Source organism: Arthrobacter sp. ZGTC131, assembly GCF_002929275.1.
Classification (GTDB): Bacteria; Actinomycetota; Actinomycetes; order Actinomycetales; family Micrococcaceae; genus Arthrobacter.
This window is the reverse complement of sequence record NZ_PJIK01000008.1, coordinates 92,883-104,830: the sequence shown is the minus strand read 5'-3', so window position 1 is coordinate 104,830 and position 11,948 is coordinate 92,883. Positions and strand designations below refer to the sequence as shown.

Below are 11,948 nucleotides of genomic sequence, written 5' to 3'. Positions count from 1 at the left end.
AGCCAGGGGCGCAGTGCGGCTAGGCCGTACCGCCGTCGGGATTTGAGTCGTCCGCGGGACGGGGTGCAACAGGGCCCGGCTTCTGGCCGTGGCCGCCAAAGCCGTGCGACGGCTTCTTGGCCGAGCTGAGGTTGACGCCGGAGCCCTTGCCGAGGTGCTCGGCGTTGTCCTTGTAGCTCATGGACAGCATCGCCGCGATGACCAGCGTGACGATGAAGGCGATGCCCGCGCCGGTGAAGGCCAAGTCGAAGCGCGGAGCGCGGGAGCTGCCGCCGGAAGCGAAGATCAGGACCGCGAAGAAGGCCACCACACCCCAAAACGCGGAGAACATCAGGGGTCCCTTAACCGAGGTCCGCATGTTCCGCGGTTCTCCTGGCGTCTGGTGTGCCACGGTGCTTCCTCCAATGCGGGCGGCAAGGATGCGGCCTGCCCGTTGTGATGTGATTGGCCTACTGCCATTGTTCTACAGGGAGTAGAACCCTTACGTTCTAGTTTACGGCCTTGCGGCGGCCGTCCGCGCATCATGCCGGAGCGAGAGACCTGCCAGGATCCAAAGCACGCCCGTGATGATAGCCCCGCCGCCCGTGACGCCCAGCAGCGCGTGCGGGCCGAGGGAGATAAAGAACGGCAGGGCAGCCGCCGTCCCGAGGCCGATCACTCCCGAGGCGAGCCAGTCCCGCGCCAGGACATGGCGCCCCCTGAACCTGATGCCAAAATAAAGCTCGGCGACGGCCACGGCGGCGAGGCCCAAAGCGGCAATAACGGCGAACAGCAGGCTGCCCTGCAGGATCAACACGCTGGCACCAGCCCCGGTGAGCACCGATGCCGCTCCGGACATGAACCTGCCGGGCGCCGCCTCGCGGCGGAAGCCGGTCGGCGGGATGCCCCAAAGCAGGACGGCGCCCGTCGCCAGGAGGTATGCCCCTCCGGCCCAGCTCATCCCTGCTTCGGACGGCGCCGCCCAGAACACGGTTACGGCACCGAACGCCAGGGCGACGGCGGCCCGCAGCAGGACCGGCTTCCACAGTTCCGCCTGGTGGGCGGGCGCGGAGGCTTCAACGGGGTTCACGGGGGAAGTCACCGGTCCAGTTTAGTTCGCCCGCCTGTTTCCCCGAACCCGGCACCGGCCGCCAGCCCCCCGCCCCCGGGCACCGGGCCCGCCGGGCCCGCGTCCGAACACACGGGGCCACCGGGCCCACAGGGCCCGCCTCAGGAACCCAGCACCATCCAGCGGTCCGTTCGTGCCCTCAGCCCCAGCGTCATGGCCCGGGCCAGCATGTATCCCACCGAGAACGCCACCCAGACCCACACGAGCGCCGCAGCGCCGGCAGGTCCCCAGAGCGGCACTGCCAAGAGCATCGGCAGATACACGGCAAGATTGACGACGCCGGCAATCGCCAAATATTTCGCGTCACCGGCCCCGATCAGCACGCCGTCCAGGACGAACACATACCCAGCAATGGGCTGCCCTGCCGCCAGCACCAGCAGGGCGGACGTGAGGACTGACTGGACACCGGCGTCGGAAGTGAATAGGGCTCCGGCGAAGGGGGCGGCCGCAGCGAGCAGGAGGCCCGTCACCACACCAAATCCGGTGCCCCAGCGGATCATGGTGCGGGTCAGCAGCCGGGCCTTCGCCGGGTTGGAGGCCCCGAGTTCCCGTCCGATGAGGGCCTGCGCGGCGATGGCCAGGGCGTCCAGTGCAAAGGCGAGGAAGGTGAAGACCGTCATGGCCAGCTGATGCGCGGCGAGGTTCACGGCGCCCTGGGCCGTGACCACCAGAACCGTTGCCAGGATGGCAATCCGGAGACTCAGTGTCCTGAGCATCAGCCATGAACCCACCTTGGTCATGGCGCGGATCCCGTGCCAGTCGGGCAGGAGCGAAACCCCGTGCCTGCGCGCGTTTCGCTGCACTATGAGGAGATAGACGGCCGCCATGGCCCACTGCGCAATGCTGGTTCCGACCGCGGACCCTGTGACGGACCAGCCCAGACCGTAAACCAGCATGAGGTTCAGTGCGATATTCAGGGCAAACCCAGCCGTGGCCACCACCAGTGGCGTCCGCGTGTCCTGCAGCCCCCTGAGCACGCCCGTGCCGGCGAAGATCAGCAGCATGGCCACTAGCCCGGGCATGGACCAGCGGAGATAGTCCACGGCGAAGGAACGGACTTCGCCATCAGCGCCCATGAGTTCCACCAGCGGTTCGGCGGCGACGAAGCCGGCCACCGCCAGAACGGTTCCCAGCAGCAGGGCCAGCCACACGCCGTCGCGTCCGGCGGCCAGGGCCTTGGCGAACTGCCCGTCGCCGATCGCGCGGGCCACGGCCGGGGTGGTGGAGTAGGCCAGGAACACCATCAGGCCAACGGCCGTGTGGAGAACCGCCGAGGCGAGCCCGACGCCGGCCAGCTGGGCAACGCCCAGGTGCCCCACGATCGCCGAATCGGCGAGGAGGAACAACGGCTCCGCGATCAGGGCACCGAACGCCGGGACTGCCAGGCGCAGGATTTCGCGGGCGTGGCTGTTGGACTTCACGGCCGGGACCGTGGCGGAAGGTGAGTCGGGCACCTTTTCAGCCTAGCGGCCGGTGCGGTGCTGACGCCCCACCCCGGCCCGTTCACCGGACCCGGTAACATTCCTGCAGTGCCACACTCAGATTCGCTGACCCAGCCCGTGACCGTTTCCATTGCCCGCACCGTCCTTCCGGGCCGCACCCGCCAGGCCAGCGCCTGGGCCCACGCCGGCCAGGAACTTGCCCGGGAATGGCCCGGCTATCTCGGTTCCGGATGGGTCCGCTCCGCAGCCGATTCCGACGAGTGGCACATGCTCTACCGTTTCGCGGACGCCGACCTTCTCAACGATTGGGAGGAATCCGAGGAGCGGCGCTGGTGGATCGACAGCGCTGCCGGCCTCGTCGAGGTCACCAGGGTGGAGCGCCGCACCGGGATCGAGGGCTGGTTTGCCCCGCCCGGTGATGTTCACCTCGCCGTCCCGGAGACCGTGGTACCTCCGCGGTGGAAGCAGATGGTCAGCATCTTCCTGCCGTTCTTTCCCCTGAGCCTGCTGGCCAACTTCCTGCTGCACCCTCTGACCCAGGGCTGGCCGCTGGTGCTCCAGGTGCTTCTGGCCACCTGCATCCTGACCCCGCTCATGACGTACATCTTCCTTCCGGCCACCACCAGGCTGCTCGGCCCCTGGCTCCGGAAAAGACGGTCATAGGGTCACACCGGGAGTGCGAACTGTCACAATTAGTTGACACTTCAACCAATTGTGCGAGACAGTGGATTTGAAGCTGCAAGCGATCCGATCGCCGGCTGACAAGACCGAACGCAACCGATACGAACGGCGAAACTTCCCATGAACCAGCCCACCCTGACCACCACCGCCCTGACCATCCTGCGCGTCATCGTCGGATTCCTGTTCGCTGCCCACGGCTGGCAGAAGTTCAACGAGTTCACCATCGCCGGCACCCAGGCGTCCTTCGCCAAGATGGGTGTTCCGGCAGCCGAGGCCGTGGCCCCGGTCATCGCCACGCTCGAACTGGCTGGCGGCATCGCCCTGATCCTCGGCGTGCTCGCCCGGGTCTTCGCGGCACTGCTGGCACTGAACATGCTTGGCGCCTTCTTCCTGGTACACGCCCCGGCCGGCGTCTTCGCCGCCAACGGCGGGTACGAACTGGTCCTCCTGCTGGCCGCTGCCGCCCTCGCCATCGCCCTCACCGGAGCCGGCCGCCTCTCCGTCGACCGCGCCCTCTTCGGCCGCACCGGCTCGAAGCTCAGCGTCCTCGCCTAGGACGTCACCTCACGGAATGCCCGACGGCGGCTGCGCACCCACGTGCGCAGCCGCCGTTTTCGTCGGGCTACTGAAGTGACCGGCCCCCGATGACCCCGCCCGCCCAGACAAACGCCTTCCGGCCCCTTGTGGCGTCCCGCAGGGCGTTTGTGTCTGCCCGGCTCCGTCCCCCGCGGCAGTCGTCAGTAAGATCGCAGCATGAGCGAGACTGCCGCCAATTCAGTGACCCTCCGCTTCCTCGCGGCCCCTACGGACGTCGGCCACAGCGGCTCCGTCGACGCCGGAACGGTCTTGGAGTGGGTGGATAAGGCGGCCTACGCCGCAGCCGTGGGCTGGGCGAAGTCCTACTGCGTTACTGCCTATGTGGGCAACATCCACTTTGCCGACCCCGTCAACATCGGCGACATGGTCGAAGTCACCGCCACCATCGTTTACACGGGCCGGTCCTCGATGCACATCCGCACCGTCGTCTCCTCCGGCGACCCCAAGGGGGGACCGGCCACCATGCGCAGCCAGTGCATGGTGATCTTCGTGGCCGTGGGCGAGGACGGCAAGCCCATCCCCGTGAAGCAGTTCGAAGCCGCCACCGCGCAGGAACTGGAAGAGCGCGACCACGCGCTGGCGCGGATCGGGATCCGTGAACGGATCGTGGAAGCCATGAATGCTCAGGAATATACCGATGCCGGCACTGCGGAGCGTGTTGTCCTGCGGTTCATGGCAGCTCCAACGGATGTCAACTGGGGCGGCAAGGTCCACGGCGGCATCGTCATGAAGTGGATCGACGAGGCGGCCTACGTCTGCGCCTCGCGTTACTGCGGCAAGGACACTGTGGCGGTGTTCTCCGGCGGCGTCAGGTTCTACCGTCCGCTCCTGATCGGCCACGTGGTGGAGGTCGAGGCCAGGCTCGTCTACACCGGAACCAAAGGTATGCACGTGGCGGTACATGTCCGCTCAGGCGACCCCAAGAGCGGTGAACTGAATCTGACCACTTACTGCCTCACCGTCATGGTTGCCCGTGACGCTGAGGGCACCTCGGTCCCCATTCCCCCGTGGGTTCCCGTTTCGGATGAGGACAGGCGTCTGCACGCGCATGCCCTTGAACTACTGAAAATCCGCGCGGCCGCTCCCGGGAACCGGCTGCCCAACCACCTTCTGCAGCAGAATTACTGATGGCTCGCCGCTAACGCCACCCTGCTCACCCTCAACTGCCGGTCACGCATGTCCATACCTGCGCCAGAAAATTGCTATTGATAATCATTTGCATCTAGAGTCAGCTCAGAAATATAGGTGACTATGCAAAAGGAACAGAAAAATGGCTTGGCGCAAGATGAGGGCCGCCGGCGCGTCGGCCGCCGCAGTGCTGATGATGGCGGGCTGCGCCGGGGAGGGCGCCCAAGACAACCAACAACCGCACCAGCCGCTGAAGGTGGTGGGGCAGTTCGAGCTCCACAGTCTGGACCCGTCAACAAGCGGGGGGTTCTTCACGCGGCTACAGGTCGCCGAGACCCTGGTCGACGCCGATCCCCAAGGCGTGCTGCGGCCAGGGCTGGCGACGGGCTGGGATACTTCCCCCGACGGCCTCACATGGGCGTTCAGGCTCCGCCCCGATGCCCACTTCCACGACGGGACTCCGGTAACCGCTGCGTCTGTCGCTGCCGCACTGGACACGGCCCGGGGCAAGGCCGGAACGCCGCTCTCAGAAGTCCCCGTCAGGGCAATCACCGCCGACGGCCAGGCTGTGAAGGTGGCCCTGGCCAAGCCTTTCGCTCCGCTTGCCGCCGTGCTGGCTCACACCAGCACGCAGATCCTCGCCCCCAGCTCCTACACCGTGGATCGGAAGGTCACCGAGATCGTGGGTTCCGGCCCCTACCGCATCAAACGGCTGGAGCAGCCGGCGAACATCGAGTTGGCCGCCTTCGAGCAGTGGCAGGGTCAGAAGCCCGCCATCACCGAGGTGAAATATCAGGCCGTGGGGAGGTCAGAAAGCCGGGCGCTGATGGCCGAGAGCGGCCAGTCCGATGTCACGTTCGGCATGGATCCGACCAGCCTCCAGCGCCTGAAGCAGGCCGGCGAGGTGGACATCGCCGACGTGACGCTGCCCCGCACGATCCTGCTCAAGGTCAATGCGGGCCACGAAATCCTCGGCGACGTACGCGTTCGGCGTGCGCTGAGCATGGCCCTGGACCGCGAGTCGATGGCAACGGCGCTGCTCCGGGACCCCGAGATGGCCGCCACCCAGCTGTTCCCGCCCTCACTCCCGCAATGGCACCAGAAATCCATCACGGCGCTGAGTCACGATCCGTCCGGAGCACGCGAGCTGCTGGCCCGGGCCGGATGGAGCCCAGGCCCTGGCGGCACCCTGGAACGGAACGGAAAGAAGTTCACCGTCACCCTGCGCACCTTCCCGGACCGCCCGGAACTGCCGATTCTTGCCACCGCCATCCAGGCGAAGCTGAAAGAGCTGGGGATCGCCCTCGAGGTGAAGATCGGCAACTCCAGCGAGATCCCCGCCGGTCACCAGGACGGCTCACTTGAGCTGGGCCTCTACGCCCGTAATTATGCACTGGTACCAGACGCCATGGTCACACTGGCCGATGACTTCGGCCCGGACGGTGCGGACCATGGAGCGATGGGCTGGAACAGCCCGGCCCTGACGTCGACGCTGAACACCATGGCCAGCGGCAGCGACACCGACGGCTCGGCCGAGGGCCGCCGGCAGGTGACGGAAATCCTGCAGAGCGAATTGCCCGTCATTCCCGTCGCGTGGTACCGCCAGAGCGCCGTGGTGAGTCAGCGGGTGGACGGGCTCGTCCTGGACCCGTTGGAGCGCTCCTGGCGTCTCACTGACCTGACCTGGACGAAGTAGGCAGGAAACCGTTCATGACCGCATCAATAACCACACGTCGGGCCCCCGCGGCGCCTGCTGCCCGGGTCCTCCGGCAGCGCGCTGTCCAGGCGGTCGGCGTCGTTTTTCTCGTCTCGACGGCGTGCTTCGCCATCGTGCAGAGCCTGCCCGGTGACATCGCCTACCGCATCGCTGCGGGCCGCTACGGCTATGACCAGGTGACCGCGGCGTCTGCGGACACGGTCCGCGCTGAGCTGGGCCTGGACCGGCCGGCGTGGCAGCAGCTCCTCGACTGGCTCGGTGACCTGATTTCCCTGGACCTTGGCAACTCCCTGGTCACCGGCGCCGACGTGGCCGGTGAACTCGGCCTCTATTTCTCCAGCAGCCTGCAGCTCGCCGCTGCGGCGCTGGTCCTGGCCTTGGCGGTGGGTGCGACGGGCGGTGCCCTGGCCGCGGCCAGGCCCGGCGGTGCATTGGATCGAATCACGACGTTTTGGGTGTCTGGCGCGCGCGCCCTGCCGCCCTTCCTGCTGGGCCTGGTGCTGATCCTGGTCTTTTCGGTTCATCTTGGCGTGCTGCCCGCCGCGGGCCATGGTGAAGCCAGCAACTTCGTGCTCCCGGCCGCGACTTTGGCCGTGGGGCTCTCGGGGCTGTTTGCCCGGGTGACGCGTGACGCCGTCGCGCAGATCCGGCAGTCCGAGTACGTCCGGTTCGCCGCGACCAAGGGCCTGGGCGGCCGGCTGGTGTTCCTTCGGCACGTACTCAGGAATACCGGCGTCACCTTGATCGCCTATGTCGGCGTGCAGATGCTGATCCTCATCGAAGGCGTGATAGTGGTTGAAAGCCTCTTCGCCTGGCCCGGACTGGGACATGCTCTGGTGCACGCGATTTTCTGGCGGGACATCCCCATGATCCAGGCGACAGCCGTGGCCCTGGCGCTCCTCGTGGTCGTCTTGAACACGGTGGTTGACCTGGGTTCACTGGCCATCGATCCCCGTCCCCGCCGTCGGGAGGTTGTTCTGTGATGGCTCCTTTCGCTACCGGAAGAACTGGCGTGGAAACGGGCATGCCGGCACAGGGTGGGCCCCCCGCTCTTCCCTTGGTCCCGGCGGTGCGGCGCCGGCTGGTACCAGGAACGGCCGTCCAGGGCGTCGCGGCTGCCCTGCTGGCAGTGGTGGTGCTATTCGCGCTCATCGGTCCGCTGGCCTGGCCGGACCACGCCGTCCAGAACCTGTCACGGTTCCTCGAAGCACCCAGCCTGGCGGAGCCGCTCGGCCGGGATCATCTGGGCCGGAGCGTCGTAGCCCGGCTGGCCCACGCCACGCAGCTGTCCCTGATGATGGCCATTGCGTGCGTGGCTACTGCCCTGCTGGCCGGAACAGCGGGGGGCCTCATCGCGGCATGGCGCGGGGGCTGGATCGAGACTGCCCTCAACGGCCTGTCCGAGGCTTTCATGGCGCTGCCCGCCCTTCTGGTGATCCTCATATTCTCCGCCCTGGCCAACGGGGATCTGTGGACCCTCTACGCCGGGCTGGCGCTGTCGCAGTGGGTTGAGTATTTCCGCATGGTCCGGGCCCGCAGCGCCCTGGTGCTCGCCGGGCCGGCTGTGGAAGCCGCCGGCCTACTCAGGCTGGGTCCCGTCCACGTCATGCGCCGCCACCTGTGGCCTGATCTGCGGCCGCTGCTGACCACCATGGCCACCTTCGGAATCGGCTCCTCAATCCTGGCGCTGTCCACCCTGGGATTCGTCGGGATCGGCGTCCGGCCTCCCACGCCGGAACTGGGGCTGATGATCACCGAGGCCTTCCCCTACTATCACGAGGCACCCTGGATGTCCCTCGCCCCCGTCCTGGTCCTGACCACTATCCTGATCGGGCTCCTGAGCCTGCGAAGCAAGGAGGCCCGCCAATGAGCATGCGCCTAAACCACCTCGTCGTCAGCCACGCTGACAGCACCCTGGTCGACGTGGCCACCCTGAACTTTGAGCGCGGGCGCCCGGTGACGATTGTCGGCGAAAGCGGTTCGGGGAAGTCCCTGCTGGCCCATGCGATCATGGGGACACTCCCGGCGAACCTCACGGCGCGGGGAAGCCTGGCCATGGACGGCCGAACGTTCGACCTGTCCGACCGGGCAAACCGCCGCGGCCTCTGGGGCCGGCTAATGTCCCTGCTGCCACAAGAACCCGCTCTCGCCTTGGACCCCACAATGCGCGCCCAGGAACAGGTCGCCGAAGGCGCCGCATCCTTCACAGCAGACAGCAGCGGCGCCCGCCGTACAGCAGGAACACTGCTCGCTGCCCTTGGTCTCGGACATGCGTCCCGCGCGTTCCCGCACACACTTTCGGGCGGCATGGCCCAACGCGTCGCGTTCGCCGCCGCCACCATCGGCGGAGCGCCCGTGCTGATAGCGGATGAGCCGTCAAAGGGCCTGGACGAGCGCGCCCGGACCGAACTGGCTGGACTGCTGAAGTTGCACCTCGACGGCGGCGGCATCCTGCTGACCATCACCCACGACCTGGACCTGGCCCGAGAACTCGGCGGGGATGTCCTCGTCATGAAGGACGCCCACATCGTTGAGCAGGGCCGCGCCCGGCAAGTGCTCACTGAGCCGGCACATCCCTACACACGCAGGCTGCTGGAAGCCGAACCGGCGAACTGGAACCATGCGTGGGCGCGACGCGGGGCACCACCAGAAGAGGGGGGCACCGCGCTTGTCTCCGGCGAAGGGCTTTCCAAGGCCTTCGGCGGCCAGCAACTCTTCTCGGACCTCTCCGTCACGATCCGGGCCGGGGAACGGGTCTCCCTGGGCGGTCCCAGCGGCAGCGGCAAGACCACTCTGGGCAACGTGCTGCTGCGCCTGCTGCCGCCCGATGCCGGATACGTCCACCATGCCGACGCGCTCCGCGGAGGCCGGCTGCAAAAGCTCTACCAGGACCCGGCACTGGCGTTCCCCGCCCGAGTCGTCCTGTGGGACTCCTTCGGCGACGTTATCCGCCGTCACCGGCTGGAGCCGGCCCGCCTCGAGGAACTCATGGCCTCGCTCGGCCTCACACCGGCACTTCTCAACCGCAGGCCCGGGCAGGTCTCCGGCGGGGAACTCCAGCGGCTCGCGATCATCAGGGCCATGCTGCTCGAACCCGCCCTCGTCTTCGCCGACGAACCCACCTCACGGCTGGACCTCATCACCCAGGAACTGACCGTCGCCTGCCTCATGGACCAGGTGGACCGGCAGGGCTGCGCGCTGGTGCTGGTCACCCATGACAACGCCCTCGCCGACGCTGTCACCCGGCGACGCATCCCGCTGGGAATCAGGGACCTACAGCCCCAAGACAAAAAAGCCTTTGCCAGAAGAAAAAAACATGCTGAGGTTGTTATGTGATTGCAGGAGACGTCACTAGCGGGTGCCCCGCCCGGCTAGAACCCGCCGCCCCCGGCGTCCGCCGCCATGTTGGCAAAGCGCGAGTAGTGCCCCTGGAACGCGACCACGATGTCCTTCGTGGGCCCGTTACGGTGTTTTGCGATCAGGATGTCGGCCTCACCGGCCCGCGGGGACTCTTTGTCGTAGACGTCCTCGCGGTGCAGCAGGATCACCATGTCGGCGTCCTGCTCGATGGACCCCGATTCGCGAAGGTCCGACACCATGGGCCGCTTGTCCTGGCGCTGTTCGGAGCCACGGTTCAGCTGGGACAGCGCGATGACCGGGACCTGCAGCTCCTTGGCGAGCAGCTTCAGTGCGCGCGAGAACTCCGAGACCTCCTGCTGGCGGGACTCCACCTTCTTGCCGGAGCTCATCAGCTGCAGGTAGTCGAGGATCACGAGCTTCAGGTCATGCTGCTGCTTGAGGCGGCGGCACTTGGCCCTGATCTCCATGAGGGACATGTTGGGGCTGTCGTCAATGAACAGCGGCGCATCGTTCATGCGGCCCATGGTGGTGGCGATCTTGGACCACTGCTCGTCCTTGATGGTGCCCTTACGTAGGTCCTGCAGCCCGATGGTGGCCTCGGCGGACAGGAGACGCATGGCAATCTCGTTCCGGCCCATCTCGAGGGAGAACATCACCGTGGCCAGGTTGTTTTTGATGGCTGCCGAGCGGGCAAAGTCCAGCGCGAAGGTGGACTTACCCACGGCGGGGCGGGCCGCGATGACGATCATCTGGCCCGGATGCAGCCCGTGGGTGAGCTCGTCCAGCTCGTAGAAGCCGGTGGGGACGCCCACCATGCCTTCGCCGCGGTGGCCCGAGGCCTCGATCTCGTCCACCGTGGACTCCATGACGTCCTTCAGGACGACGTAGTCCTCAGCCGTCCGGCGCTCAGCGACGGCGTAAACCTCTGCCTGCGCCTGGTTGACAAGGTCTTCGACTTCGCCGTCCTGGCCGTAGCCGAGCTGGACGATCTTGGTGCCGGCGTTGACCAGGCGCCTGAGGACGGCACGTTCGGCCACGATCTCGGCGTAGTAGCCGGCGTTGGCCGCGGTGGGCACGGTCTGGATGAGCTCGTGGAGGTAGGCGGGCCCGCCAATCCTGTTGATCTCGCCGCGCTTAGTCAGCTCGTCCGAGACCGTGACGGCATCCGCGGGTTCGCCACGGCCATAGAGGTCAATGACGGCCTCATAGATAGTTTCGTGGGCAGGGCGGTAAAAATCCTGGCCGCGGAGAATCTCCACGACGTCGGCGATGGCGTCCTTGGAGAGCATCATGCCGCCCAGGACGGACTGCTCGGCCGGAATGTCCTGTGGAGGTTTGCGGCTGCCCTCGGAGCTGCGGGTGCCCTCGATTGAGTCCAGGTGCGTAACTGACAAAGCTGCCGTCCTCCATAATGTCCGCAGTTCCCGGAGGGGAATCTGCGGCGCGTGTGCCGTGTTGCCGGGTGGGCCGTTCAGCGGAACCTGCTGCGCGGCTAGTGCAACTACACCAGCCAGCCCTGACATTTTCCGTCGGATGCCGTGCCCCGCGGCGACTCCCCATCAACAGGTTATCCACAGGCAGCACGGAGCCTCCGGAGCCTGGGAAAACGTCAGCTCCGGCCTGTCGGGCCGAAGGGGAACCACGTCTTGCTGGGGTGTCTCCGCTACGTTAGCGCCCGCCGGGCAACGCACAAAGCCCGCGGTTCTGCACCTCTGTGGATAACCTGTGCACAACGTTCTCCTGCTTGTGCACAGCCTGTGGGCGAAGCTGTGGAAATCAATTTTCTTTTGGGCATATATGCGTTCTGACCTGCGGAAACACTTGTTCTGGCCTGTGGACTCAATTAAATTTTTCCGAACCTTCATCCACAGCCTGAAGCCCGTTACTGGGGATACCAGCCGGTAACTTAGGGCTT

General features: G+C 66.6%; 11 protein-coding genes. 7 read left to right on the top strand and 4 right to left on the bottom strand.

What is annotated here, in order from left to right:
* Nucleotides 1–19: 19 nt before the first annotated feature.
* The 3 genes from CXQ90_RS11790 to CXQ90_RS11780 all read right to left on the bottom strand — a co-directional run bounded on the left by CXQ90_RS11790 (nt 20) and on the right by CXQ90_RS11780 (nt 2,562).
* Nucleotides 20–391 carry a hypothetical protein gene (locus tag CXQ90_RS11790; RefSeq protein ID WP_258064504.1) on the bottom strand — a complete coding sequence of 124 codons (372 nt, stop codon included), beginning with the start codon at nt 389–391 and terminating at the stop codon, nt 20–22.
* 102 nt (nt 392–493) lie between these two features.
* Nucleotides 494–1,081, bottom strand: a complete 588-nt coding sequence (locus tag CXQ90_RS11785; protein WP_104139338.1) for a hypothetical protein — start codon at nt 1,079–1,081, stop codon at nt 494–496.
* 128 nt (nt 1,082–1,209) lie between these two features.
* Nucleotides 1,210–2,562 carry an MATE family efflux transporter gene (locus CXQ90_RS11780; RefSeq protein WP_258064503.1) on the bottom strand — a complete coding sequence of 451 codons (1,353 nt, stop codon included), beginning with the start codon at nt 2,560–2,562 and terminating at the stop codon, nt 1,210–1,212.
* Nucleotides 2,563–2,637: 75 nt separating this feature from the next.
* On the opposite strand from CXQ90_RS11780, the gene CXQ90_RS11775 reads away from it, so the two are divergent.
* From CXQ90_RS11775 to CXQ90_RS11745, 7 genes are all read left to right on the top strand, one after another.
* Complete coding sequence (locus CXQ90_RS11775) at nt 2,638–3,213, top strand: antibiotic biosynthesis monooxygenase (protein WP_219816678.1); 576 nt, start codon at nt 2,638–2,640, stop codon at nt 3,211–3,213.
* Between the two features lie 138 nt (nt 3,214–3,351).
* On the top strand, nt 3,352–3,786 hold the full coding sequence (locus tag CXQ90_RS11770; RefSeq protein ID WP_104139336.1) for a DoxX family protein: 435 nt from the start codon (nt 3,352–3,354) through the stop codon (nt 3,784–3,786).
* A 198-nt stretch (nt 3,787–3,984) separates the two neighbouring features.
* Complete coding sequence (locus CXQ90_RS11765; protein WP_104139335.1) at nt 3,985–4,956, top strand: acyl-CoA thioesterase; 972 nt, start codon at nt 3,985–3,987, stop codon at nt 4,954–4,956.
* 142 nt (nt 4,957–5,098) lie between these two features.
* Complete coding sequence (locus CXQ90_RS11760) at nt 5,099–6,652, top strand: ABC transporter substrate-binding protein (protein ID WP_219816677.1); 1,554 nt, start codon at nt 5,099–5,101, stop codon at nt 6,650–6,652.
* Between the two features lie 14 nt (nt 6,653–6,666).
* Complete coding sequence (locus tag CXQ90_RS11755; protein WP_104139333.1) at nt 6,667–7,656, top strand: ABC transporter permease; 990 nt, start codon at nt 6,667–6,669, stop codon at nt 7,654–7,656.
* A gap of 41 nt (nt 7,657–7,697) precedes the next feature.
* Nucleotides 7,698–8,543 carry an ABC transporter permease gene (locus tag CXQ90_RS11750; protein ID WP_104139332.1) on the top strand — a complete coding sequence of 282 codons (846 nt, stop codon included), beginning with the start codon at nt 7,698–7,700 and terminating at the stop codon, nt 8,541–8,543.
* Entirely contained in the window at nt 8,540–10,009 is a 1,470-nt protein-coding gene (locus CXQ90_RS11745; protein ID WP_104139330.1) for an ABC transporter ATP-binding protein, read from the top strand. The genes CXQ90_RS11750 and CXQ90_RS11745 overlap by 4 nt, the downstream gene beginning before the upstream one ends.
* A 35-nt stretch (nt 10,010–10,044) precedes the next feature.
* Here CXQ90_RS11745 and dnaB read toward each other — a convergent pair whose 3' ends face one another.
* The gene (gene dnaB, locus CXQ90_RS11740) at nt 10,045–11,427 is read right to left on the bottom strand and encodes a replicative DNA helicase (protein WP_078028396.1); all 1,383 of its coding nucleotides are present in this window, start codon (nt 11,425–11,427) and stop codon (nt 10,045–10,047) included.
* Nucleotides 11,428–11,948: the final 521 nt, after the last annotated feature.

Bases quoted from the DNA above. Each gene is read 5' to 3' on its own strand.
- CXQ90_RS11745 (WP_104139330.1), top strand. From the start codon at position 8,540: ATGAGCATGCGCCTAAACCACCTCGTCGTCAGCCACGCTGACAGCACC.
- CXQ90_RS11755 (WP_104139333.1), top strand. From the start codon at position 6,667: ATGACCGCATCAATAACCACACGTCGGGCCCCCGCGGCGCCTGCTGCC.
- CXQ90_RS11765 (WP_104139335.1), top strand. From the start codon at position 3,985: ATGAGCGAGACTGCCGCCAATTCAGTGACCCTCCGCTTCCTCGCGGCC.
- CXQ90_RS11760 (WP_219816677.1), top strand. From the start codon at position 5,099: ATGGCTTGGCGCAAGATGAGGGCCGCCGGCGCGTCGGCCGCCGCAGTG.
- CXQ90_RS11750 (WP_104139332.1), top strand. From the start codon at position 7,698: ATGCCGGCACAGGGTGGGCCCCCCGCTCTTCCCTTGGTCCCGGCGGTG.
- CXQ90_RS11770 (WP_104139336.1), top strand. From the start codon at position 3,352: ATGAACCAGCCCACCCTGACCACCACCGCCCTGACCATCCTGCGCGTC.